Source organism: Mesorhizobium sp. B2-3-13, from assembly GCF_006442195.1.
Taxonomy (GTDB): Bacteria; Pseudomonadota; Alphaproteobacteria; order Rhizobiales; family Rhizobiaceae; genus Mesorhizobium; species Mesorhizobium salmacidum.
Map to the genome: position 1 here is coordinate 222075 of NZ_VFVQ01000001.1, position 23721 is coordinate 245795.

General features: G+C 63.3%; 27 protein-coding genes, 1 other RNA gene and 1 pseudogene. 19 read left to right on the forward strand and 10 right to left on the reverse strand.

What is annotated here, in order from left to right; translation table 11 throughout:
- Positions 1-3 precede the first annotated feature (3 nt).
- Together FJ941_RS00990 and FJ941_RS00995 are read right to left on the reverse strand one after the other, a co-directional pair.
- A complete protein-coding gene (locus FJ941_RS00990) occupies positions 4-540 on the reverse strand; it encodes an SspB family protein (RefSeq protein WP_140502475.1) in 537 nt (178 codons plus the stop codon).
- 146 nt (positions 541-686) lie between these two features.
- Positions 687-1376 carry a TetR/AcrR family transcriptional regulator gene (locus FJ941_RS00995; RefSeq protein WP_140502476.1) on the reverse strand — a complete coding sequence of 230 codons (690 nt, stop codon included), beginning with the start codon at positions 1374-1376 and terminating at the stop codon, positions 687-689.
- A 185-nt stretch (positions 1377-1561) separates the two neighbouring features.
- On the opposite strand from FJ941_RS00995, the gene FJ941_RS01000 reads away from it, so the two are divergent.
- Entirely contained in the window at positions 1562-2767 is a 1206-nt protein-coding gene (locus FJ941_RS01000) for a multidrug effflux MFS transporter (RefSeq protein WP_140502477.1), read from the forward strand.
- A gap of 141 nt (positions 2768-2908) precedes the next feature.
- Here the strand turns inward: FJ941_RS01000 and FJ941_RS01005 are convergent, their stop codons facing one another.
- Positions 2909-3346, reverse strand: a complete 438-nt coding sequence (locus FJ941_RS01005) for a VOC family protein (RefSeq protein WP_140502479.1) — start codon at positions 3344-3346, stop codon at positions 2909-2911.
- A gap of 328 nt (positions 3347-3674) precedes the next feature.
- Positions 3675-4035, reverse strand: a transfer-messenger RNA (tmRNA) gene (ssrA, locus tag FJ941_RS01015).
- A gap of 167 nt (positions 4036-4202) precedes the next feature.
- On the opposite strand from ssrA, the gene FJ941_RS01020 reads away from it, so the two are divergent.
- The 6 genes from FJ941_RS01020 to FJ941_RS01045 all read left to right on the forward strand — a co-directional run bounded on the left by FJ941_RS01020 (position 4203) and on the right by FJ941_RS01045 (position 8774).
- Positions 4203-4514, forward strand: a complete 312-nt coding sequence (locus FJ941_RS01020) for a DUF2853 family protein (RefSeq protein ID WP_140502480.1) — start codon at positions 4203-4205, stop codon at positions 4512-4514.
- A 173-nt stretch (positions 4515-4687) separates the two neighbouring features.
- Positions 4688-5482: a thymidylate synthase gene (locus FJ941_RS01025; RefSeq protein ID WP_140502768.1), complete on the forward strand. Its 795-nt coding sequence runs from the start codon at positions 4688-4690 to the stop codon at positions 5480-5482.
- A gap of 241 nt (positions 5483-5723) precedes the next feature.
- Positions 5724-6518, forward strand: a complete 795-nt coding sequence (gene modA / locus FJ941_RS01030) for a molybdate ABC transporter substrate-binding protein (protein WP_140502481.1) — start codon at positions 5724-5726, stop codon at positions 6516-6518.
- 26 nt (positions 6519-6544) lie between these two features.
- A complete protein-coding gene (gene modB / locus FJ941_RS01035) occupies positions 6545-7249 on the forward strand; it encodes a molybdate ABC transporter permease subunit (protein ID WP_027141703.1) in 705 nt (234 codons plus the stop codon).
- Positions 7246-8358: a molybdenum ABC transporter ATP-binding protein gene (modC, locus tag FJ941_RS01040; RefSeq protein WP_140502483.1), complete on the forward strand. Its 1113-nt coding sequence runs from the start codon at positions 7246-7248 to the stop codon at positions 8356-8358. The genes modB and modC overlap by 4 nt, the downstream gene beginning before the upstream one ends.
- A 74-nt stretch (positions 8359-8432) precedes the next feature.
- Positions 8433-8774: a winged helix-turn-helix domain-containing protein gene (locus tag FJ941_RS01045; RefSeq protein WP_127279684.1), complete on the forward strand. Its 342-nt coding sequence runs from the start codon at positions 8433-8435 to the stop codon at positions 8772-8774.
- Between the two features lie 44 nt (positions 8775-8818).
- Here the strand turns inward: FJ941_RS01045 and cobF are convergent, their stop codons facing one another.
- Entirely contained in the window at positions 8819-9580 is a 762-nt protein-coding gene (gene cobF, locus FJ941_RS01050; protein WP_140502484.1) for a precorrin-6A synthase (deacetylating), read from the reverse strand.
- A gap of 180 nt (positions 9581-9760) precedes the next feature.
- Here cobF and FJ941_RS01055 point away from each other — a divergent pair, with 180 nt between their 5' ends.
- The 5 genes from FJ941_RS01055 to FJ941_RS01075 all read left to right on the forward strand — a co-directional run bounded on the left by FJ941_RS01055 (position 9761) and on the right by FJ941_RS01075 (position 13740).
- The gene (locus tag FJ941_RS01055) at positions 9761-10774 is read left to right on the forward strand and encodes a DUF4424 domain-containing protein (protein ID WP_140502485.1); all 1014 of its coding nucleotides are present in this window, start codon (positions 9761-9763) and stop codon (positions 10772-10774) included.
- The gene (locus FJ941_RS01060) at positions 10774-11292 is read left to right on the forward strand and encodes a dihydrofolate reductase (protein ID WP_140502486.1); all 519 of its coding nucleotides are present in this window, start codon (positions 10774-10776) and stop codon (positions 11290-11292) included. The genes FJ941_RS01055 and FJ941_RS01060 overlap by 1 nt, the downstream gene beginning before the upstream one ends.
- Before the next feature lie 166 nt (positions 11293-11458).
- Positions 11459-12574 (forward strand): FtsH protease activity modulator HflK, encoded by a 1116-nt coding sequence (gene hflK / locus FJ941_RS01065; protein ID WP_140502488.1) that lies wholly within the window; start codon positions 11459-11461, stop codon positions 12572-12574.
- A gap of 2 nt (positions 12575-12576) precedes the next feature.
- Positions 12577-13545, forward strand: coding sequence for a protease modulator HflC (locus FJ941_RS01070; protein WP_140502769.1), 969 nt, complete (start codon positions 12577-12579; stop codon positions 13543-13545).
- Positions 13546-13551: 6 nt separating this feature from the next.
- Positions 13552-13740 carry a DUF2065 domain-containing protein gene (locus FJ941_RS01075; protein ID WP_140502489.1) on the forward strand — a complete coding sequence of 63 codons (189 nt, stop codon included), beginning with the start codon at positions 13552-13554 and terminating at the stop codon, positions 13738-13740.
- 30 nt (positions 13741-13770) lie between these two features.
- Here the strand turns inward: FJ941_RS01075 and FJ941_RS29620 are convergent, their stop codons facing one another.
- Positions 13771-13896, reverse strand: a complete 126-nt coding sequence (locus FJ941_RS29620; protein ID WP_281405555.1) for a hypothetical protein — start codon at positions 13894-13896, stop codon at positions 13771-13773.
- On the opposite strand from FJ941_RS29620, the gene FJ941_RS01080 reads away from it, so the two are divergent.
- Positions 13886-15403 carry a DegQ family serine endoprotease gene (locus tag FJ941_RS01080; protein ID WP_140502490.1) on the forward strand — a complete coding sequence of 506 codons (1518 nt, stop codon included), beginning with the start codon at positions 13886-13888 and terminating at the stop codon, positions 15401-15403. The two genes, FJ941_RS29620 and FJ941_RS01080, sit on opposite strands and share 11 nt — an antisense overlap.
- Positions 15404-15447: 44 nt before the next feature.
- On the opposite strand, the gene FJ941_RS01085 is transcribed toward FJ941_RS01080, so the two are convergent.
- The gene (locus FJ941_RS01085) at positions 15448-16020 is read right to left on the reverse strand and encodes a GNAT family N-acetyltransferase (RefSeq protein ID WP_140502491.1); all 573 of its coding nucleotides are present in this window, start codon (positions 16018-16020) and stop codon (positions 15448-15450) included.
- Positions 16017-16904, reverse strand: coding sequence for a phosphoserine phosphatase SerB (serB, locus tag FJ941_RS01090; RefSeq protein ID WP_140502493.1), 888 nt, complete (start codon positions 16902-16904; stop codon positions 16017-16019). The genes FJ941_RS01085 and serB overlap by 4 nt, the downstream gene beginning before the upstream one ends.
- On the opposite strand from serB, the gene miaA reads away from it, so the two are divergent.
- Both miaA and FJ941_RS01100 read left to right on the forward strand, forming a co-directional pair.
- Positions 16894-17859: a tRNA (adenosine(37)-N6)-dimethylallyltransferase MiaA gene (gene miaA, locus FJ941_RS01095; protein WP_140502494.1), complete on the forward strand. Its 966-nt coding sequence runs from the start codon at positions 16894-16896 to the stop codon at positions 17857-17859. The genes serB and miaA overlap by 11 nt on opposite strands.
- 105 nt (positions 17860-17964) lie before the next feature.
- Complete coding sequence (locus tag FJ941_RS01100) at positions 17965-18759, forward strand: GGDEF domain-containing protein (RefSeq protein ID WP_027141716.1); 795 nt, start codon at positions 17965-17967, stop codon at positions 18757-18759.
- Between the two features lie 200 nt (positions 18760-18959).
- On the opposite strand, the gene FJ941_RS01105 is transcribed toward FJ941_RS01100, so the two are convergent.
- Entirely contained in the window at positions 18960-20792 is a 1833-nt protein-coding gene (locus FJ941_RS01105; protein WP_140502770.1) for an ATP-binding protein, read from the reverse strand.
- Positions 20793-20946: 154 nt separating this feature from the next.
- Here FJ941_RS01105 and FJ941_RS01110 point away from each other — a divergent pair, with 154 nt between their 5' ends.
- The 3 genes from FJ941_RS01110 to FJ941_RS01120 are packed head-to-tail and all read left to right on the forward strand — an operon-like array spanning position 20947 to position 22397.
- Positions 20947-21510, forward strand: a complete 564-nt coding sequence (locus tag FJ941_RS01110; RefSeq protein ID WP_140502495.1) for an XRE family transcriptional regulator — start codon at positions 20947-20949, stop codon at positions 21508-21510.
- A gap of 4 nt (positions 21511-21514) precedes the next feature.
- Positions 21515-21823, forward strand: coding sequence for a hypothetical protein (locus FJ941_RS01115; protein ID WP_140502496.1), 309 nt, complete (start codon positions 21515-21517; stop codon positions 21821-21823).
- A gap of 43 nt (positions 21824-21866) precedes the next feature.
- Positions 21867-22397, forward strand: a complete 531-nt coding sequence (locus FJ941_RS01120) for a GNAT family N-acetyltransferase (RefSeq protein WP_140502498.1) — start codon at positions 21867-21869, stop codon at positions 22395-22397.
- Positions 22398-22403: 6 nt separating this feature from the next.
- On the opposite strand, the gene FJ941_RS01125 is transcribed toward FJ941_RS01120, so the two are convergent.
- Entirely contained in the window at positions 22404-23291 is an 888-nt protein-coding gene (locus FJ941_RS01125) for a LysR substrate-binding domain-containing protein (RefSeq protein ID WP_140502500.1), read from the reverse strand.
- A gap of 118 nt (positions 23292-23409) precedes the next feature.
- On the opposite strand from FJ941_RS01125, the pseudogene FJ941_RS29280 reads away from it, so the two are divergent.
- Positions 23410-23619 (forward strand): annotated as a pseudogene (locus FJ941_RS29280) (gamma-butyrobetaine hydroxylase-like domain-containing protein); the annotation flags it as partial.
- Positions 23620-23721 lie beyond the last annotated feature (102 nt).

Here is a 23721-nt window from a genome sequence, read left to right on the forward strand (position 1 = left end):
AGCCTATTTTTTGCGGAAGGCGTCGAGCGAGACCACTTCTGCGCCCTTGGTGCCGGCATCGCCAGCGGCGGGCTTCTTCTCCGCTTCGGCGGCGGCCTTCTTCTCGGCCTTCGGCTTCTTCTCGGAGACGATGGTCAGCGGCTCGGGGGCCGGTGCTGCCGGTTCCTCGTCGGGCTGCGCGTCGGTCTTGACGTCGAATTCGAGTTCGAAATTGACCGAGGGATCGTAGAACCCACGTACGGCCGAGAACGGGATCTCGAGTTTCTCCGGCACGTCGGAGAAAGAGAGACCGACCTCGAAGCCGGTGTCGGTCACCTTCAGGTCCCAATACTGGAACTGGATGACGATGGTCATCTGCTCGGGATAGCGCTCGCGCAGGCGCGACGACACGCGCACGCCGGGCGCGCCGGTCAGGAAGGTGATGAAGAAATGATGATTGCCGGGGAGGCCGGTGCGCGCGACCTCGGCCAGGACCTTGCGCATGACGCCGCGCAACGCCTCCTGGGCCAGAATGTCGTAGCGGATGTGGTCGTCGGCCATGAGGTGGTCGGGTTCCGTTGAATCGTCCGCATAGCTGTAATCAAGCTTGGGCGCGGCGTAAACCTGATATAGACCGCCGCCGCGCCGAAGCGAAGACTATTGCCAACGATTTGATCTGCAAGACGGCTTCGCCGCAACCGCAAATGTTATGCGTTAGCCAGCGCAGTGTGCTTTTTCGCGCCGGCCGGGGAAGGGCGCTTGCCGAAAGCGCGCAGGAAGGTGCGCACGCCGTTCGTTGCCGATTGCACCACCTCGTCCTCGCGCGGCGTGCCGCCAAGCATGAAGGTGGTCTGCAATTCGGCATTGACGAGGCCGAGGAACTGGCGCGCCGCGACGTCGGGATCGTCGATCGTGAGGTGGCCGCCATAGGCGAGGCGGGCGAAACGGGCGGCGATTGCCGGCCATGTCCGGCCCGGACCCTGTTTACGCCACTCGGCAAAGAGCTCGGGATAGCGCTCGCCTTCGGTCTGGATAAGCTTGCGCAGGAATTTTCCGTCGCGGTTGCAGATGCAATTCTGGTTCAGGCGCACGGCAAAACCGATCAGGTCCGCTTCGATATCCCCGGGCTGATCGGGGAAGGTGGCAATGGTGGCGAAGATGCCGGCGTTGCAGCGCTCGGTCAGGTCGCGCACGACGGCGATGAACAGCTTTTCCTTGTCGCCATGGTGGTTGTAGACGGTCTGGCGTGACACGCCCGCCTCAACCGCGATCAGGTCGATGTTGGCACCGGCGAAGCCTTCTCGGCAGAACACTCCGGCGGCGGCGTCGACGATCGACAGGCGCTTGGCCTCGTGGCCGCGTGGCGGGAAAGTGTCAGGAGAAACGCCCGGTCTCATGAAAATCTATATAGAGGTGATTGACGATTTAGACAAGGCTGTCTAAATTTGTGGACACGACATAAAGGGATTTCACTCCAGGGGGACGAATAAATTCTCTCCAGGAGTCGGAATCCCACGGGATGGAACGTCCTGGGGTAGACGTCGCCTGGCGGCGATAACCAGATTCGAAAGAAGCCAATATCATGAGTCCCAAATTCCTCCGCATCGCGGTCGTACTCGGCCTGTTGTCCGCCATCGGCCCGTTCGCCATCGACATGTATCTGCCCGCACTGCCGTCGATCGGCACAGATCTGCATGCCGGCACCGCCGCCGTGCAGATGAGCCTTTTGATCTTCTTCCTGTCGATGGGCTTCGGCCAGATCGTCGTTGGGCCGATCTCCGACATGGTCGGCCGCAAGCTGCCGCTCTATGGCGGCCTGGCGCTGTTCATGGTCGGCGGCATCGGCTCGGCAATGGCGCCGACCATCGAGTGGTTGATCGCCTTCCGCTTCCTGCAAGGTCTTGGCGCCAGCGCCGGCATGGCCATTCCGCGCGCCATCGTGCGTGATCTGCACACCGGCAATGAGGCCGCCAAGCTGATGTCGCTGCTGATGCTGGTGTTTTCGGTGTCGCCGATCCTGGCGCCGCTGACCGGCAGCCAGATCATCGAGAATTTCGGCTGGCGCGCCGTATTCTGGACGGTGACCGGCGCGGCCGTGCTCGCCACGATTCTCCTGGCCACCTCGCTGAAAGAGACGCGGCCGGCGGAAGAACGGGTCGGTTCCTCCTTCGGAACCGCGCTCGCCGGCTACCGCTTCCTGATGGGCGACCGTAATTTCCTCGGCCTGGTGGCGATCGCCGGCTTCGGCATTGCGAGCTTCTTCGTCTACCTGTCGAGCTCGTCCTTCATCCTGATCGACCATTATGGGCTGTCGCCTTCGGTCTATAGCGTGTTCTTCTCGATCAATGCGGTTGCCTTCATCGGCATGTCGCAACTGACCGGCCTGCTTTCCGAACGGTTCGGGCTGAAGCGCGTGGTGTGGGTGGCGGTGACCGGCTACGCCACGACGATGGTTGTGCTGTTCGCCATCATGGCGACGGGCGTCGACCGGCTCGATGTGATGGCGGCCCTGCTGTTCGTCGGCTACGGCTTCCTCGGCCTGGTTATCCCGACCACATCGGTGCTGGCGATGGAAGAGCATGGCGAGATCGCCGGCACGGCGTCGGCACTGATGGGCACGCTGCACTTTGCCATCGGCGCGCTTGCCATGGGCGTTGCCGGCGTGTTCTTCGACGGCACGCCGTTTCCGATGGTCGCCGGCATCACGCTCTGCGCGGTGGTATCGTTCGCGCTGGCGAAGGTCACGCTTGGCCGCTCGCGGGAAGCGGTCGAAGCGCCGGCGGAATAGGCAAACCCTCGATGAATCAGGAAAGGCCGGGTCGATCCCGGCCTTTTTTGTGCCGGAGGCATTGCGGACGACACAAGCTGCAGTCGTCTATCCCGGCGCAAAACCGGCGTTTGCCCGGGGTTCACGACTGCTCTCTGGCGCTCAGCTGAGTTCCTGGGCGAGTCCGATGAGAAGCCCTTCGGGCCCACGGATGTAGCAGAGCCGATACACATCCTTATACCGGACCACTTCACCCACGAGCTGCGCGCCGCGCGTGCGGAGCCGTTCAAGCGTATCGTCGATGTCGTCCACGGTGAACATGACGCGGAGGTAGCCCAGGGCGTTGACCGGGGCATTCCGGTGATCCGCGACGACAGGCGGCGTGAGGAAGCGGGAGAGCTCCAGCCGGCTGTGGCCGTCCGGCGTGCGCATCATGGCAATCTCGACATGCTGATCGCCCAGTCCGGTGACACGCCCGGCCCATTCTCCTTCGATCGTGGCCCGCCCTTCGAGCTCGAGGCCGAGTTCGCGAAAGAAATCGATCGTCACTCCGAGGTCCTCGACGACGATTCCTACATTGTCCATCCGCTTGAGCGCCATGTTTCCGATCTCCAAGATGTCGGTTCAATCCACAATGTTTCGCCGGGTTCCAACAACGCGCATGAAAGGCCGGGCCGGTGGTCCGGCCGCTTTATGCTCGCGATGTCAGCGACAATCCAGCAGCGTCGAGGAGGAAGCGCACGCGCTCCTCGACTGGCGCAAGCGGCAAGGTCACCAATTCGTGGCCAAGTTCGGCACAAACGCCGGCCACTGATTGGCAAGTGCGCTCGGCCTCGTCGAGCGTTTGCCTGCGCTCTTCGTCCTGGGTAAGAGGCGCGAAGTTTCGTCGGCACGAGCCGTTGTGCGTGACGCAAATTGAAGGGGGAGAAGTGGAGGTTTCTGTTGCCAGGTACCTCCGAACCCCGCCTAGAAGTGCGAACCCCTAGGGCTTGATTTGAAGCTATCGCACTGCATTAAGCAGCGAGACGTGCTTCCGCATAGTTGTCGTTGGCAACTATAAGTTTAGCCCGATAACGGTGGTACAATGCCGGGCAAAAGTACGATCTTTACACCTTCGTCGATCCTATTTCGCCCCCAGCAAAAACCGCTCTATCGTCGACAGCGGCTTTTGGTGGAGGCGCCGGGTACCGCCCCCGGGTCCGAACGGCTTATTTCATCGCCCATTTATCGCCATAGTCGGTCAAGCCGACAAAACGAATATAGGGGGCGTTGCGTGGAAATGAAAGGCCGCAATGGTGGTTTGTCCCTGTGTCAAATCGCGACGCCGAGGGTTGACTTGGGCGCGGTCTCAACCGAAGCTTTGCGAGCGGTGAGGAGTTACCGACCTAGCGCACAAGTTGCCAAGCGCCACAGCCCTCATCGATCGGATCCGTGGTGCCGACGAGGGGGAATTTTGATGGCCGACTATCTTGCGGATGTGAAGAAGTATGACGCCGCGGCAAACGCCGATGCGGTCGAAAAGATCGTCAAGCATCTCGGCATTGCGCTGAGGAACCGCGATTCCTCGCTGGTGTCCTGCACGGACCCAAAGGAATTGGCGCGGGTCAAGGAGAGCTGGGTGGCCAAGAAGCTCGGCGTCAGCGACGGGGCGAAAGCCGACGCTGCGATCGAGAAGACCTGCAAGGCGATGCACGCCGACAACACCAAGAACCGCGTGACCTTTTACTATCTGGTGGCCAAGGATCTGGGCAAGCTCAGCTCCCTCTAGGACTTTTTTGGGTCACTCCATTCTGGCGGCCGGCTGGCGACTTTCCGCGTTTCCGGTTCGCCAGAGCAAGCGCTGAAACAGTTTCTCCCCTGGATGGGGAAACTTCAGACAAGCGTGGCGTCAGCGGCTACATGCGCTATGATCGGCGAAATCTCGAATCGAGCCCGGAACCGATGCGCCAGTATCTCGACCTCTTGCAGCACGTGCTCGACAACGGCGCCGATCGCGGCGACCGTACCGGTACCGGCACGCGCTCCGTCTTCGGCTACCAGATGCGCTTCGATCTCGCGCGCGGTTTTCCGGTCACCACCACCAAGAAGCTGCACCTGAAGTCGATCATCCATGAACTGCTGTGGTTCCTGGCCGGCGACACCAACATCAAGTACCTGACGGACCATGGCGTTTCGATCTGGGACGAATGGGCCGACGAGAATGGCGACCTTGGTCCGGTCTACGGCAAGCAGTGGCGGTCCTGGCCGGACGGCCACGGCGGTTCGATCGACCAGATCGCCAATCTTCTCAAGGAGATCCGCCGCAATCCTCAATCGCGGCGACTGATCGTCTCGGCCTGGAATCCCGCCGAGGTGGAAGCCATGGCGTTGCCGCCTTGCCACTGCCTGTTCCAGTTCTACGTGTCCGAAGGCCGGCTTTCCTGCCAGCTCTACCAGCGCTCCGCCGACATCTTCCTCGGCGTGCCGTTCAACATCGCGTCCTATGCGCTGCTGACGCTGATGGTGGCGCAGGTGACGGGGCTGAAGCCAGGCGATTTCGTCCACACGCTCGGCGACGCGCATCTCTACTCTAATCATTTCGAGCAGGCGCGCGAACAGTTGCAGCGCACGCCGAGGGCGCTGCCGACGATGTGGATCAATCCGGACGTGAAGGACCTGTTCGCCTTCCGCTTCGAGGATTTCCGGCTGGAAAACTATGTCGCCGATGCCTCGATCAAGGCGCCGATAGCGGTCTGAGCCGCGGCTTTTCAGTCGATGCCGACCATCACGTCCGAAGCCTTGACCACGGCATAGGCCTCCTTACCCTTTTTTCGAGCTTGAGGTCGCGACGGCTTCGTTAGCGATCGAAGATCTTAGCAGAACAACCCTCGAACAGGTGCATTCCGGCAATGCCAGGCCTTCCCTTGTTATATCCATGCGGATATATCGGTCTGCAGGCTTCGAGCCGACCGGATTTCAAACCCAGGGAGAGTTTTCGGTGACGCGCAAAGGTTTCGGGTTGAGGACGATCGCCATTAGCGGTTTTGCAGCGGCGTTGATGGCGGCAATGCCGGCAGCGCACGCGGAAGACAAGGTCGTGGTGTTCGCGGCTGCCAGCCTCAAGGACGCGCTCGACGCGGTGAACAAGGCCTGCGAAGCTGATGTCGGCGAGGCCGCGACCGTCTCCTATGCCGCGAGTTCGGCGCTGGCCAAGCAGATCGAGGGCGGGGCACCGGCCGACGTCTTCATCCCGGCCGATCTCGACTGGATGAAATATCTCTCCGACAAAAAGCTGACCAGGCCCAATACGGAAGTGAAGTTGCTCGGCAACAAGATCGTGCTGGTGGCGCCGAAGGATTCGACTGTCGAAGCCAAGATCGAGAAGGGCTTCGACCTCGCCAAGCTTGTCGGCGACGGCAAACTCGCCATGGGCGACTTCAAGGCCGTGCCGGCCGGCAAATACGGCAAGGCGGCACTCGAATCGCTCGGCGTCTGGTCCTCGGTCGAGGGCAAGGTGGCGCAGGCCGAGAATGTCCGTGCAGCCCTGAAGCTGGTTTCGACCGGCGAAGCAGCCCTCGGTATCGTCTATGCCACCGACGCGCACGCCGAAAAGGGCGTCAAGGTGGTCGGCACCTTCCCAGAGGATTCACACCCGCCGATCATCTATCCGGTTGCCCAGACCGCCGATTCGAAGGACAAGGATACACCGGCCTTCCTGAAGTGCCTGCAATCCGCCAAGGCCGGCGCACTCTTTAGGGAACAGGGTTTTACCGTGCTCACGCCGAGCAACTGAGCTCGAAAAGGCCCCGATACCGCAACATGACCTGGCTGCTGGACCTCACTCCCGACGAATGGAATGCGGTCCGGCTGTCCATCAAGGTGGCGACGGCTGCGATGCTGGCCAGTCTGCCGCCGGGCATAGCGATCGCGCTGCTGCTTGCCCGGGGGAAATTCTGGGGCAAGACACTGCTCAACGGGCTGGTGCATCTGCCGCTGATCCTGCCCCCCGTGGTGACCGGTTATCTCTTGCTTTTGACTTTCGGCAGGCGCGGCCCGGCCGGTGCATTCCTCGCCGAACATTTCGGCATCGTCTTCTCGTTTCGCTGGACGGGTGCCGCCCTTGCCTGCGGCGTCATGGGCTTTCCCCTGATGGTGCGCGCGATTCGGCTGTCGATCGAGGCGGTGGACCGCAAGATGGAGGCGGCCGCGGGCACGCTCGGCGCCAACCCTCTGTGGGTGTTCGGCACCATCACGCTGCCGCTGATCCTGCCCGGGCTGATCGCCGGCGCCATCCTGTCCTTCGCCAAGGCGATGGGCGAGTTCGGCGCCACGATCACTTTTGTCTCCAACATCCCCAACGAGACGCAGACGCTGCCGACGGCAATCTACACCTTTACCCAGGTGCCGGGCGGCGACGAAGGGGCGCTGCGGCTGACGCTGATTTCCATCATCATTTCGATGGCGGCACTGGTCGCCTCGGAAGTGCTGGCGCGGCGCGTCGGCCGGCGGATGGACATCGAATGAGCGTCCTTGTCGACATCGGACATCGGCTTGGCGATTTCGCCATCGACGCCCACTTCGAGAGCGCCGGACGGCTGACGGCGCTGTTCGGGCCATCCGGTTCGGGCAAGACGACGCTGATCAACATGATTGCCGGGCTGATCCGGCCGGACCAGGGGCGCATCGAGGTCGACGGCCGCGTGCTGGCCGACACCGGTGCCGGCATTTTCGTGCCAAGGCACAAGCGCCGCATCGGCATGGTGTTCCAGGATGCGCGCCTGTTTCCGCATATGAGCGTGATGAGCAATCTGCGCTACGGCCGTTGGTTCACGCCAGCGGTGGAACGCTACGCGGATATGGACAGTGTTGTCGAACTGCTCGGCATCGGCCCGCTGCTTGGGCGACGGCCGGCAAAACTTTCGGGCGGCGAGAAACAACGCGTGGCGATCGGCAGGGCGCTGCTTGCCAGCCCCAGGCTGCTGCTCATGGACGAGCCGCTGGCCTCGCTCGACGAAGCCCGAAAGGCCGAGATCCTGCCCTATATCGAGCGGCTGCGCGACGAAACGAAGATCCCGATCGTCTATGTCAGCCATTCGGTTGGCGAGGTGGCGCGGCTGGCCAGCGACGTGGTGATGCTGGCGCAGGGCAAGGTCATCGCCAGCGGGCTGACCGAGGCAGTCATGCAGAGGCTCGACCTGTTGCCGGCCGAAGAGCGCGGCGAGGGTGGCGCCGTGCTGGATACGAAGGTGCTGCGTCACGACGAGACTTTCGGCATGACCGTGCTCGGTTCGGCCGCCGGCGAGATCCGCGTGCCGCGCCTTGAGATGAAGCCCGGGGCTCCGGTGCGTATCCGCATTCGCGCTCGCGACGTGATGATCGCCACGGAAAAACCGACGGGCCTCAGTGCACTCAACATCTTGCCGGGCACTATCGTCGCGATCAGCCCGGGCGAAGGGCCGACGGTCGAGATCGGCATCGACTGCGATGGCGCAACCGTGCTGGCTCGCATCACGGAACAATCGCGGCAGGCGCTGAAGCTGCGGCTTGGCGACAAGGCCTTCGCGGTGGTCAAGACCGTGAGCTTCGACCGGGCGAACACCGGCGCCGGCTTGCCGCTCGAGGTCGACGGCTGACAGGGGTGGTGATCACCGCTATATTGTTTTGGAATAACGGTCGCCGAAGCTGAAGCGATCGCGGAGGAGCAAAAATGCCGTCGCTGAGCTTGCGGATAAATCTCGATCCGGACGGACGGATAGGCCCTGGCAAGATCGAGCTTCTGGAGCACATCGCCACGTTCGGTTCGATCTCGGCCGCCGCGCGCGGCATGGAGATGTCCTACAAGCACGCCTGGGATCTGGTCGAGGACATGAACCGGGTGTTCGGCAAACCGCTGGTTTCGGCGCAGACCGGCGGCCGCAAGGGCGGTGGGGCGCAGCTGACGACGGTCGGCCTGGCGGTGGTCAGCCGCTTTCGCGCCATCGAGCGCGCGGCGTCCGCCGCGGCGGCGACGCATATGGATGCGCTGCAGGCCGAGATTGAAGCGGGGTAGGGAACAGTCAGTAGTCAGTAGTTGGTTGGCTTCACTACTCACTACTACTCCTGCTTCCGCAGCAAATACGTGTCCATGATCCAGCCTTTTTCCCGGCGGGCTTCGTCGCGGCGCTTCTCGATTTCGGCGCCGACATCGCCCAGGCGGCCGGAGATGATGATCTCGTCCGGCGTGCCGAGATAGGCGCCCCATTGGATGAAAAGGTTCTGGTCGGCCAGCGTGTTGAAGGCGCATTTGCCGTCGAGCACGACGACGGCGCTGCCGGCATTGTCCGGCATGCCTTCCTCGGTCAGGCGGCGGCCGGTGGTGATCAGCACAGGATCGCCGATGCGGTTCAGCGCCGTTTTGTGGCTGGCGGCCAGCGCCTGGATGGCAGTTATGCCGGGGATGACTTCCAGCTCGAAGGCGACACTGCCCCTCAGGCGCACGCGCTCCAGGACGCGCAGGGCGCTGTCGTAGAGCGAGGGGTCACCCCAGATCAGGAAGGCGCCGCAACCATCCCCGGCGATCTCGTCGCGGATCAGCCCCTCGTAGATGGCGGCGATCGCCTCATGCCAGTCGTCGACCGTCGAGCGATAGGAAGACGTTGGTTCGACGCGCACCGGCACGTCGAACTCGACCCGGCGTGAGGTCGGGTTGGTGACGAAGCGGTCGCAGATGCCGCGCCGCAGGTCGGCAAGGTCTGTCTTGTCGGCGCCCTTGTCGGGAATAAACAGGACGTCCGCCCGGTTCAGGCCCGATATGGCCTGAACCGTCATGTGGTCGGGATTGCCGGCGCCGATGCCGATGACGAGAAGCTTGCGCATGCGGCGAACTCCTGCCCGATCGTAACCTGTTAGTCCAGACCACATGCGTGTCCAGACCGCAGGGTTGTCCAGACCGCGTACGTGTCCAGACTGCGTGCGTGAGCACTGACGCGGAAGGGCTTTGAAACGCCGCATTGAAAGGGCTAGGGTCCCGCGGGCATTCTCGCCGAGGGGGCTTTCATGCTGCGATATGTTTTGACCACCGTGCTGGCCCTATCGGGGGCGCCTGCATTGGCCAATGATTCGGTTGCCGAGCTTGGCACCGGCGGCCTGATCCTGTCGCGCAACGATGCCGTGGCGATGCAAAGTGAGGATCTTTTCATCTCGCCCGAAAAGGTGACGGTGGATTACGTCTTCCACAACAACACCAACAAGGATGTCGACGCGATCGTGGCCTTCCCGATGCCCGACATTTCGGGGGATCCCGAAGAGATGCCGGCGATCCCTGAAAACCAGAGCGACAACTTCCTCGGCTTCGAGGTGACGATCGACGGCGCGCCGGCAAAGCCGAAACTCGAGCAGAAGGTGCTCGCGCTCGGCATCGACATCAGCGCCGATTTGAAGGCGCAAAACGTGCCCTTCAATCCGTTCGGCGATGCCGCCAAGGCGGCGCTGGCGAAGCTGCCGCAAGCGGTGGCTGACGACTGGGTCAACCGCGGCATCATCATCGAGGATGCGGAGGCCGACAGTGGCCAAAAACCCGGCTATTCGCCGTTCTGGCAATTGCGCTCGACCTATTGGTGGCGCTCGGCCTTTCCGGCCAACAAGGACGTCCACGTCTCGCACCGCTACAAGCCGAGCGTCGGCGGCACGTCGTCTGTCAGTTTTTTCAATGAGGGCCAGTTCCAGGGCTCATACGCAACCTACAAGACCCGCTACTGCATGGACAACACATTCGAGAACGCGGTGCGCAAGGCGGCCAAGGACAATGCGGACGGCTATCCCAAATTCTACGAAAGCCGCATCGCCTATATCCTGACCACCGGCGGCAACTGGGCGGCGGGCACCATCGGCAAGTTCAAGCTGACCGTCGACAAGGGCAACCCGAAAGCCCTGGTCTCGTTCTGCGGCGATAACGTCAAAAAGGTCGGGCCGACGAGTTTCGAGATGACGGCGCACGATTTCTATCCCGAGCACGATATCGATATCCTCCTGCTCGAACCGTCGGACAGCAATGGCGGGGACGCAAATTGATGCATGTCGCGATCTACGTCGCCATTGCCGAGAACGGCGTGATCGGGCGGGATGGTGGGTTGCCCTGGCGGCTCTCCACCGACCTCAAGCGCTTCAAGGCCGACACGATGGGCAAGCCCATCATCATGGGCCGCAAGACCTATGAAGGCATCGGCCGGCCGCTGCCGGGCAGGCTGAACATCGTCGTCACCCGCGACAAGGCGTGGCGCGCCGAGGGCGTCGAGGTGGCGCATACGCTGGAAGCGGCCATCCAGCTGGCGACGGTGCGCGGACGCTGCATGACAGGCGTCGACGAGGTCTGCATCATCGGCGGCGGCGAAATCTATGCCCAGGCGCTGCCGCTGGCGGACCGCCTGCACGTCACCCATGTGCTGGCCGCCGTCGACGGCGACGCGTATTTCCCGCCGATCGACCCTGATACATGGCACGTGGTCAGTTCGCAGGGGGTTCCGTCAGGAGAAAAGGACAGCCATGCGACGCGCTATACGGTTTACGAGCGCCGCCGCGAAATGGTTTGAAGACAAAAACGGCATTTAAGGACGACAAAGGGTCGCTACCGGCCCAAAACGGATGAAGTCGACGGGCATCGCGTTGAAAGCGTGCCGTGGCGTCCCTATAGAAGAACGACACTGGATTTGCGCCGTACCCGCGGCGCTTGAGGGAATTCCAAGCGAAAGGACATTCATGCCCTGGAACGACAAAGGTGGCGGAGGCGGCGGCCCGTGGGGTGGCGGCGGCAACAATCAGGGACCCTGGGGGCAGGGACCCAAGGGGCCGAGCGGCCCGCAGGGGTCGCCTCCCGACCTCGAAGACATCATTCGCCGTGGCCAGGATCGGCTGAGGCGCGCGCTGCCCGGGGGCGGTGGCGCCAGTCCGGCCGTGTTTGGGCTGATCGCCGCGGTGCTGGTCGTTCTGTGGGCCTTCCAGGCGGTCTATACCGTTCAGCCCGACGAGGTCGCGGTCGAACTGCGCTTTGGCAAGCCGAAGGCCGAGCTTTCCCAACCTGGCCTGCACTTCCACTGGTGGCCGCTTGAAACCGTCGAGACGGCCAAGATTTCAGAGCAACTCGTCGACATTGGCGGTGGCAACACCAGCGGCAACGGCCTGATGCTCTCTGGCGACCAGAACATCGTCAATGTACAGTTTTCGGTGGCCTACCAGGTCTCCGACCCCCGCGCTTACCTGTTCGACGTTTCCGACCCGGACGGCATGCTGCGGCAGGTTGCCGAGAGCGCCATGCGCGAAGCCGTCGGCCGCCGGCCGGCACAAGACATTTTCCGCGACGACCGTCAGGGCATAGCGGCCTCGGTGCGCGAGATCATCCAGACGACGCTGGACGGCTACAAGGCCGGCCTCAACGTCAACGCCGTCTCCATCGAGGATGCAGCGCCGCCACGCGAGGTGGCAGATGCGTTCGACGAGGTGCAGCGTGCCGAGCAGGACGAGGACAAGTTCGTCGAGCAGGCCAATCAGTATTCCAACCAGAAGCTCGGCCAGGCACGCGGCGAGGCAGCCCAGGTCCGCGAAGACGCGGCCGCCTACAAGAACCGTGTGGTGCAGGAAGCCGAAGGTGAGGCCCAGCGCTTCATCTCCGTCTACGACGAATATGCCAAGGCCCCCGATGTCACGCGCAAACGCCTTTATCTGGAAACCATGGAGAGGGTTCTGAAGGACTCGAGCAAGGTCATCGTCGAGCAGGGCAACGGACAAGGTGTCCTGCCCTATCTGCCGCTGCCCGCATTGCAGCCGAAACCGCCGGCGCCGGCTGCTCCCGCCGCGCGCACGGGAGGTACCCAGTGATGATGGCCAACCGTCTTCCCATCTTCGTCGTCGTAGCGGCGGTCATCCTGTTCCTGATCTATTCCTCGGTCTTCGTGGTCAATGCGCGCCAGCAGGCGCTGGTGCTCCGTTTCGGCGAGATCGTTGACGTCAAGAGCGAGCCAGGCATCTACTTCAAGGCGCCGTTCTCCTTCTTCGACGCCGACACGGTGCAGCTGATCGAGAACAGGGTGCTGCGCTTCGATCTCGACAACATTCGCGTCCAGGTGTCGGGCGGCAAGTTCTATGAGGTCGATGCCTTCATCGCCTACCGCATCTCGGATCCGCGCGTCTTCCGTGCGGCGGTGTCGGGTCAGATCGAACTGGCCGAAGCGCGGCTCAGGACGCGTCTCGACGCTGCCTTGCGCCGCGTCTACGGCCTGCGCGATTTCGAGGCCGCGCTCTCCGAAGAGCGTGCCGTGATGATGCGCGAAGTTCGCGATCAGCTCAGGCCCGACGCCACATCGCTCGGCTTGCAGATCGAGGATGTCCGCATCCGCCGCACCGATCTGACGGCCGAAGTTTCACAGCAGACCTACGACCGCATGAAGGCGGAACGCCTGGCTGAGGCCGCGCGGCTGAGGGCACGCGGCAACGAAGCGGCACAGCGCATTACGGCACGCGCCGATCGTGAAGTGGTCGAGATCGTTGCCGAAGCGCGGAAGGAGTCCGAAATCCTGCGCGGCGAGGGCGAAGCCCAGCGCAGCGCCACCTTCGCGGGAGCCTATCAGCGTGATCCGGCCTTCTTCGACTTCTACCGGTCGATGAATGCCTATGGCACCGCGCTGGACAGCACCGGGACCACCATGGTGCTGTCGCCAAGCTCGGAGTTCTTCCGCTACTTCCGCGATCCCGACGGCAAGGAAGGGCCGGCGAAGCCGACATCGCCGGCACCCGCCGCGCCGGCGGCGTCACCCGCTGCGCCGACGACACAGCCCAGCACCGGCCAGTAACGGCCGGTGCAGGACTTCTTCGCGGCGATAGGCCTGGTCCTTGTCATAGAGGGCCTGGTCTATGGCGGCTTCCCCCGCTTTGCGAGGAAGCTCGCGGGCGAAGTGCTGTCGATGCCGGAGAATGCACTGCGGATTGGCGGGCTGGCCGCCATCGCCATCGGTGTCGGCGTCGTCTGGCTGGTGCGGGGCGGGTAAAGGCGTCCGGTTTGCGGAATAACACTCGATTTACACTCCGCCGATAGCCATAGCCGCAAACGTGCCGTATTTCTTGCCATCATGGCGCGACACGGCGTTTTCGTCGAAGCGCTTTTCTCTTTCAGAAATGCCGGGAGGCTTCTCGATGACATCCAACACCCTTTTGCGCGCTGCTCGACGGACGTTGGTCGCCGGTACGGCAGCGCTTGTCCTGGGCACTGCCGCCATCCCGTCCTTCGTGACGCCGACATTCGCCGCCGACGGGCCTGCCTCGGTCGCCGACCTGGCGCAAAGCGTGCTCGGCGCAGTGGTCAACATCTCGACCTCGCAGACGGTGAAGGGCACCGAAGGGCCGGGCGCCGTGCCGATGCCGCAGCTGCCCGAAGGCTCCCCCTTCCAGGACTTCTTCGACGACTTCTTCAAGAACCGCGGTGGCGACAAGGACAATGGGTCCCAGAAGGTGCAATCGCTCGGTTCGGGTTTCGTCATCGACGCCGAGCAAGGCATCGTCGTCACCAACAACCACGTGATCGCCGATGCCGACGACATTGAGGTCAATTTTTCCGATGGCGTGACCTTGAAGGCGACGCTGGTCGGCACCGATACCAAGACCGACGTCGCGGTGCTGAAGGTCGATCCGAAAGGCCACAAGCTGACGGCGGTGAAATTCGGCGATTCCACCAAGATGCGCGTCGGCGACTGGGTGATGGCGGTCGGCAATCCGTTTGGCCTCGGCGGCACCGTCACCGTCGGCATCGTCTCGGCACGCAACCGAGACATCAATTCAGGCCCTTATGACGATTTCATCCAGACCGATGCGGCGATCAACCGCGGCAATTCGGGCGGACCGCTGTTCAACAGCGCCGGCGAGGTCATCGGCATGAACACCGCGATCATTTCGCCGTCCGGCGGCTCGATCGGCATCGGCTTCTCCATTCCCTCGCAGCTCGCCTCGGGCGTCGTCGAGCAGTTGCGCCAATATGGCGAGACGCGGCGCGGCTGGCTCGGCGTGCGCATCCAGCCGGTGACGGACGACATCGCGGAAAGCCTGGGCATGGCGACCGCCAAGGGCGCGCTGGTGGCCGGCGTCATCAAGGGCGGACCAGTCGACAACGGCACCATCCAGGCCGGCGACGTCGTCATCAAGTTCGACGGCAAGGACATCCATGAAATGCGCGACCTGCCGCGCGTCGTGGCCGAAAGCCCAGTGGGCAAGGCCGTCGACGTGCTGATCGTGCGCAAGGGCGTCGAGCAGACGGTGAAGGTGACGCTCGGCCGGCTCGAGGATGGCGAGAAGCTCGCCAGCGGCGAGAATGGCAACACCGACCAGAACAAGGGCGGCGACAAGGCTCCGGCTGTCTCGACCGCCGCAGTGCTTGGCATGACGGTCGGCGAACTCAATGACGAGACGCGCAAGAAGTTCAGCATCGCCGGAGATGTCTCCGGCGTCGTCATCACCGACGTGGCAAAGGACTCCGCCGCCGCCGAACGCGGTATCCAGCCGGGCGAAGTGATCACCGAGATCGCGCAGGAATCGGTCGCCACGCCCAAGGACGTCATGGACAGGATTGGCGCGCTGAAGGAGCAGGGGCGCAAGAACGCGCTGCTGATGCTGGCTTCGAAGACCGGTGAGCTCAGGTTCGTGACGATCCGGATGGATTGATGTCCGGCAGGACCTGCAAAACCTGATTTTGACGGAAAGGGCGGTTAGAGAGCCGCCCTTTTTCTTGCCTGCCAGTCTTGGCGAGACAGCCGGTAGAACACATTCCGCTTGAGCGCGGGATGGCTGTCGGGAATGCCGGGATGATCGAAATCGGCGGAGGGATCGGCTGTCATGCCGAGACGTTCCATGACGGCAGTCGAGCGGCGGTTGTCGGCGACGGCGAAGGAAACGATTTCGTCGAGGGCCAATGTCTCGAAACCGTAGGCCAGCCATGCCTCGGCGGCCTCGGTGACATAGCCCTTGCCCCAAAATTCGGGCGCCAGCCGCCAACCGATCTCGATCATGCTGGCCGGCAGGAACGGCAGGTGATCGGTTCCGGTTATGCCGACAAAGCCGATGCATTCGCCCGTGGCAGCGATCTCAGCGGCGGCGAAGCCAATGCCGTCGCGATCGATGGCGGCGCGGAACTCATCCATCTTGGCGTCGGCGGCGGCACGGTCGCGGCGAAACGGGAAGAACTCCATCACGCGTTCATCGGAATTGATGCGATGGAACAGTTGGCGGTCGCGATCCTCCCAATTGCGCAGGATCAGTCGTTTGGTACGGATTGGTTTCATTGCACGAATTCTTCCCGCCGGTAGCCCTGCAGATAGAGCAGCGCGGTTAGGTCGGCATGGTCGATCCGGACTTTTGCCTGCGCCGCGACGCTAGGCTTGGCATGGAGCGCGACACCGGTGCCGGCCAGGCGGATCATGTCGAGATCGTTGGCGCCGTCGCCAACGGCGATGGCATCGGCCGGCGTCAAGCCAAGGCGCGCGCAGATTTCGAGCAGCGCCTCGGCCTTGGCGGCGCGGCCGAGGATCGGCTCGCCGACCAGCCCGGTGAAGCGTCCATCCTGGTCGAGCAGGCTGTTGGCGCGGTTTTCCTGAAAGCCAAGCATCGCAGCGATGCGCGTGGTGAAGACCTCGAAACCGCCCGAGACGAGTGCAGTCCAGGCGCCGTTGGCGCGCATGGTCTGGACCAGGGCGCGGCCGCCCGAGGCCAGCGTCAGCCGATTGGCGACGATATGCTCGACCACGGCGGCATCGAGACCCTTGAGCAGTGCCACGCGCTCGCGCAGTGCCGGCTCGAAGGCGATCTCGCCATTCATCGACCGCGCGGTGATGGCCGCCACGTGATCCTTGACGCCGATCTCGTCGGCCAGTTCGTCAATGCACTCCTGGTCGATCATGGTCGAATCCATATCGGCGATAAGGATTTTCTTGCGGCGTGTTTCAGCCTGCTGGACGATCACATCGACGGGCTCAACGGCCAATGCGGCGCGAAGCCTTGCAGTCGTTTCATCAGCCTGCGCCTCTGGCGGCAGGGCAAGATCACAGGCAATGCCTTCGGCCAGCCAGACGACAGCGCTTGCGCCCACCGACCGTGAGGCCATATTCGCAAGCGACGGCGACAGAGCGCGGTCAGCGGAATGGGAAACAAGCGTGGCAATGAGCGGCATCGAGAATTCCGGCGCGGATGCGGGCGAAGGCCGCGTGAAGAACGCGATCCTGATAGCCGGACCAACCGCCAGCGGCAAGTCGGCGCTGGCGCTCGAATTGGCCGAACGCACAGGTGGCGTCATCGTCAACACCGATTCCATGCAGGTCTATTCGGTTCTCGACGTCCTGACCGCCCGGCCGGAGGCGGCCGAGCTCGCAAGAGCGCCGCATTTTCTCTATGGGCATGTCCATCCCGGCTCCGCTTACTCGACCGGCGCCTGGCTGCGCGACGTGATGAAACTGATCGATGACGGAACACTCTCGCGGCGGCCAATCTTCGTCGGCGGCACCGGCCTTTATTTTCGCGCGCTGACCGAGGGTATTTCGGAAATGCCCGACATTCCGCAGCGGATCCGCGATCGCTGGCGCTATGAGTTGAAAGAGCAAGGCGCGGTCAAGCTGCACGCCTTGTTGTTGCGTGAGGATTCGAGAGCCGCCATGCAGCTGAAGCCAACCGACAGCCAGCGCATCGTGCGGGCGCTCGAGGTGCTCGACGCGTCCGGCCGATCGATCCTGGAATGGCAGGCCGAGCGCGGCCGGCCGCTGATCGACAGGCAGAGCGCGCATTTCCTCGTCATCGAGCCGGATCGGGCGGCGTTGGTCGGCCGCATCGAAAGACGTTTCGACCGGATGCTGGACAAGGGCGCGCTGGAGGAAGTCAAGCAGCTTGCGGCCCTTCATCTGGATCCGGACCTGCCGGCGATGAAGGCGATCGGGGTTCGCGAACTGCAGGCTGCGATGGCAGGGCAATCGAGCTTTCCCGAGGCGATCGAGCGCGCCAAGATCGCGACAAGGCAATATGCCAAGCGGCAGGGGACCTGGTTTCGCCATCAGCTGGGGCCGGAATGGCAGAGACTGCGCCCCGGTGACGATTGCGAAACCACGATCCAAACACTTGTTGCTAATGCAACCTAAAAAGTTGACCTTGAGGGCAAGGTTCCCGCCGAAGTTGCCGGAATTAACGCTCCGTAAGGCGGTCGCTGCCATAAGGTCGGTGGGCACTTTTCCATCGGGGAGCAGATGCGTTTCCATAAGGCGGAATCCGCTTTTTTCGTCTTTATTTTCGTGATCCTCGCTGCTGGCCTGGTGACGCTGCACGCCTATGGGCTCTTGCAATCCTTCGCCACCGAGCTCCATACGCCTTCGGGCCTGGACAAGGTCATCTACCTCAACAAGCTGTTGTTCGCGACGGGCGTTCTGCTCGCGACCGCGCTGTTTTTCGGCATCTTCTTCATCTACCCGCTGATCCGCAAACAGGCGACGGAAGAAGGCAAGCTGCGCGCCATGACGGTTTCGCTCAGTGCCCGCTCCGAGACGTTCGAGCATGCCGCCCTGACGGACGGTCTGACGGGCATGCAGAATCGCCGCTATTTCGACGACGCGCTGAAGGAATATCTCGAGGAGTTCCGGCGCATCGAAAAGCCGGTCGGGCTGATGATCCTCGATCTCGACCACTTCAAGCAGGTCAACGATACCCACGGCCACGACGTCGGCGACGAGGTGCTCAAGGCTGTCGCCAGATGCCTCAAGGACATGACACGTTTCCACGATGTGGTGGCGCGCCTGGGCGGTGAGGAGTTCGCCGTGGTCACGCCCAACATGGAGGCGGACCTCCTGGCCAAATTCGCCGAGCGCATCCGCAAGGCGATCGCCAACATGTCGATCCTATCCGGCAACAATGTCCGGCTCAAGATCACGACCAGCGTCGGCCTCGCCGTCTGGGACCGCAAGGAAACCGCCGAGGAATTCTACCGCCGCGCCGACCGCCAGCTCTACGAAGCCAAGAGGCAAGGCCGCAATCGCGTCTGCGCCTAAATCCCGTCACTAAATTCGTGATGCTGGCCGTTTGATGCCGACGTCTGCGCTTCCGTTGCTCACGGACCAAGAACCCGCTCCGCTCCGGTTCTCCAAGTCGACACCAACCGACTCAGCCTGACGAATTTCCTCACGGGATTTAGCCGAGCTTTCCGACGAAGCAGAACCACGGAAATTTGACGCGAAAGCAGCGCTCAGCCTCAATCGTTCTGCGGACGCAGGCCGAAGGTGGCTGGCTTGAGGCCGTAGCGCGTGTCGAAATCTTCGTCCGACTGCACGCGCGCCGCCGCCGGCGCTTTGCGGTAGTCGGGGTCGCCGGCCTGCCGGCCGGAATCGACCACCTCGGCGAAAGCCATTGCCTGGCTCTGCGGTTTCGGTACGTTGCGCAGCCGCTCGACGATCGCCACCAGATCGACCTCACCGGCCTTCGACGTCACTTCTTCCTCGCGCTTGGCCGTGCCGGGAAGCAGGTGAGCGGGCAATCTCTCGAATTTCAGCCGCATGGTGGTCGCCACGCCTTCGCCGAAGGCGATAGCTTCGCGCTGGCCCATGGAGGACAGGAACGCGAGCGTGGAGGCGGACGAGTCGGCGATTGCCGAGCGGATGATCGCCTGGTCCTGCTCATTGGCGAGCCGCATGGCGAAGAAGGTCGAGCATTGCGACAGGATGGTCGGGTCCAGCTCGCCTGGGCGCTGGGTGACGACGCCGAGATAACAGCCATATTTTCGGCCTTCCTTGGCGATGCGCGACAGCGCATGCCTGGTCGGCGCGAAGCCGAGGCGCGGATCGGCTGGCATATAGCGATGCGCTTCCTCGCATAAAAACAGGAGCTGCAGCTTGCCTTCGCTCCACAAAGCGAGGTCGAAGGCCAGGCGCGCCAGCACCGAACAGACGGAATTGACCACTTCCGAGGGCATGCCGGCCATCTCGAAGCAGGTTACCGGGCGGCCATGATGCGGCACGCGGAAGATGTTGCCGATCGTCTCGTGGATGGTGTCCTCGATCAGGCGCGAATTGAACATGAAGCGGTAGCGCGGATCGGCAGCCGCCGATTCGATGCGCGTCTTCAGCGATTTGAGGGTAGGACGATCGGTCTTGCTTTCGAGCATGCCCATGCGCTCGTCGATCTGCTTGAGCAGGTCGGCGATGCGGTAAGGTACCGGCGTATCGGCGGTCAGCGCATCGCTGCCGCGCCTCAGGTAGGCGCCTGAACCGGGGTTGCGATAGAGGTTCTTGGCGAGCGGAACGAGGTCGCGAAGGGCGTCGATCTCTTCCGGCACCGTTTCGCGTCCGCGAAACAGCACTTCGGCGAATTCCTCCAGCGTGAACATCCAGAACGGCAGGTCGAGCGTCTTGGAATCGACCCTTACGCAATATTCGGGCAGCGAGGCCGCGAACTCATTGTGCGGATCGAGGATCAGGATGCGCAGGTCCGGTCGCGCCGCGATCGACTTGCGCAGCAGCAGCGACACGGCGGTGGACTTGCCGACGCCGGTCGTGCCGACAATGGCGAAATGGCGCGCCAGCGTGTCGTCGATGGCGATGTTGGCGGCGATCGCCTCGTCCTGCGCCAGGGAGCCGATGGTGATGGAATGGCGGCCGGCCAGGTCATAGACCGCCTGCAGGTCGCGGGTGCGGATGCGGTGCGCGACGGCGCCGATATGCGGATAGCTGGTGATACCGCGGTCGAAGATCGGCTTGGCACCGGGCTCGGCGCCGTCGCGCACTTCGCCGATCAGCTCGATGCTGACCTCGATGGCGTTCTGGCCCTCATTGCTCCAGGCGCGATCCGACTTGCCGATCGCATAAACCAGGCCAACGGTGCGCGTCGTGCCCAGATTGATGGAGATCATCTTGCCCACCGTCCACAGGCCGGTGACCGCGCCGTCGACATCGTCGGCATAGGCGCTGATGGTGGCGCGCGCGCCGTCGCATTGCACGACGTTGCCCAGGATGCGCCGATCGTTCTGCTCTGCGTTGCGGCGCTCCTGCGATGTCGGTTCTCCGACGGAAGCCTCGCGTTCGACATACATGGACACGCCAATCCCCATTTCCCTGGAGACCGGATGCTACAGGAACGGGGTTAAGGTCGGATGAGGTCGGATGGTGTAGATAGGATTAAGGCCTTCGTAAAAATTATCGTGAGATGGCTCTTCACTCGCGTTTTTGTTTCGTTATAATGGACGAATGGATGATATAGCGAACGATATTTCCTCGACCATCGGCAGGCGCATTCATGCCGAGAGGATCATGCGGGATTGGTCGCTGGCCGAACTCGCAGAACGGTCGGGCGTTTCCAAGGCGATGCTGAGCACGATCGAGCGCGGAATGACCAGCCCGACGGCCGCGCTTCTGGTGCGCATTGCGGCGGCCTTCGGCATGACGCTGTCGACCCTTATCGCGCGCGCGGAATTGCAAGGCGGCGGGCTGCTGCGCGCGGCCGACCAGCCGGTGTGGCGCGATCCCGATACAGGCTATGTCAGGCGGCATCTGTCGCCGGCCTGCGACATGCCGCTCGAACTGATCAAGGTCCATCTGCCCGCGGGCGCGAAGGTCAGCTTGCCCGCGGCTTCCTATGCTTTCATCAAGCAGCAGATCTGGCTGATCTCGGGACAACTCGAATTCACCGAAGGCGATCAGGTGCACAGGCTCGAGCCGGGCGACTGCCTGGCGCTCGGGGCACCGTCGGACTGCACCTTCCATGCGCTGGGGGCGGGCGCCGACTATCTCGTCGCTCTGGTCAAGGGCTGACATCATGGCAAGACGGCCAAAGCGCTCCCATAATGGGGGGCCGCCGCTTGACGACTACAAGGGGCCGCCATGGGGCAAGGGCGATCCTTACATCTTCCTGGCCTGGCAGACGGCGCACGCCAAGGCATGGAAGGTGCCGAGCCGCGAAGTGATGCTGATGCGCATGGACAAGGCTGAACGGCTGGGCCTGACCTATGAGGAATACACGCTCGAAATCCTCGAGCGCGGTCGGCATCTCAGGGAAGAGGACACCGAACGCATCAGCGCCATCAAGGCCGCGCGCAAGCGGCGGCGTGCCAGCCATCTCGACTGACCCAGCGCTATCGATACCAGCAATCGCTTCCAGAGGACCAGCTATGAATGCCATAGAGATCGGGCCGTTGACCGCCAGCCAGGAAACACTCGCACTGCTGACGGATCTGCTGGTCGAAACGGTTGCCGCCGGCGGATCGGTCAGTTTCATGCATCCGCTGGCGCCGGAGGCGGCAAGGGCATTCTGGGAGACGTCGCTGGCCGCGGCGGCACGAGGGCAAAGAGTGGTGCTTGGGGCATGGGACGGCGGGGCTCTGGTCGGCACTGTCACGCTGCTGCTCGACTGTCCTCCCAACCAGCCGCATCGGGCCGAGATTGCCAAGCTGATGACATCAGCCGAGCAACGGGGCAGGGGTGTCGGGACACGCCTGATGCGGGCCGCCGAACGCTTCGCGGCGGAGAAGGGACGCACGCTGCTGGTTCTGGACACGGCGACGGAGGAGGGTGCTTCAGGACTTTATGAGAAGCTCGGCTTCACCCTGGCCGGCGAGGTACCGGATTATGCGCTGAAGCCGCATGGCGGGCTGACGGGCACGCTAATCTACTGGAAGCGTATCGGCACAGCGTCGCCGTAGCGCCAGTCAGGTCCGGGCTTCTCCGGCAAGGCGCTTTAGCAGCCAGTGGCGGAAATCCTGCTCGGCACTGGTCAGATGCGCGGTCGACGGCCTGGTCAGAAAATGCCCCGACGTGCTGGGGAGCTCAAAATCGGAAAGCGGGACCAGCGCCCCGTCGTCGAGCGCCGCGTCGATCAAAGGACGGGACCCCAGCAGCACGCCGGCGCCGGCTCTTGCCGCCTCCATGGCGGCGACGAAACTGTCGAAACGATGCGACCGCTGGGAATGGCCGGCCAATCCGGCCGCCGCGAACCATTCCGACCACATCTCGCGCGCGCCGGCCACGAGAAGCAGCGGCAGCGATGTCCAATCGGCGGCACTGGCGAGGGCCGGACTTGCCACCGGCACAAGCCGCTCGGCGGTCAGCCTCTCGGCCTCGCGACCAGGAAAGGATCCGTTGCCGAAACGGATGTCGAGCGCCGAGCCCGGCAGATCGTAGTCGGTCGGCCGGTGGATCGTCACCAGATCGAGCTGGACGCGCGGCAGCGCCTCGGCGAGCTCCGGCAGCGCCGGGACCAATGCCAGCAAGGCAAACGAGATCGGCACCCGGATGGAGACGGTCCGGACGGCGCGCGGTTCGAACAATTCCGTGGTGCTGCTGCCAATGGTGGCGAAGGCCGACTGGATGTGCGGCAGGTAGGCGGCGCCCTCGGGCGATAGCGCGACTCCACGCGCCAGCCGCGAGAACAGCCGCGTCTTCAGCCGTTCCTCGAGCAGCCGGATATGCTGGCTGACGGCCGCTTGGGTCAGGCCGAGTTCGGCTGCCGCCGCGGTGAAATTCGACAGCCGTGCCGCAGCCTCGAAGCTGCGCAGCCAGTCGAGTGGAGGCAACTTGGGGAGTCGTTTCCGAGCCATTACGAAATTTCGGCCTTTGGCTAAAAAATGATAATTTGAGTTATGCCTGGGGTCCGCTCAACATGCAATCGAAGCCCCGGATCTGGCCGTGGGCGGATAGACACAGGACCTGATCTCCATGTTGACCCACGCGCTGATCGGCGACGAAGGCAGAACGATCGAACTTGGCTGGCAGGACGGAAGGCGCACCCGCTTTCACGCCATCTGGCTGCGTGACAATGCGCTGGACGACAAGACGCGCAGCGCCGGCAATGGCCAGCGGCTCGTCACCATCCTCGACATTCCGGCCGGCACGAGAATTGGCGCTGCTTCGGTCAAGGCCGGGGCGCTGGAGATCAGCTTCGAACCGGAGGGAAAGACGGTCAGCTTTCCCGCCCATTGGCTGCGTGCAAACGCCTATGATCGCGAGGAGACACGCCAGCCCGGTTGG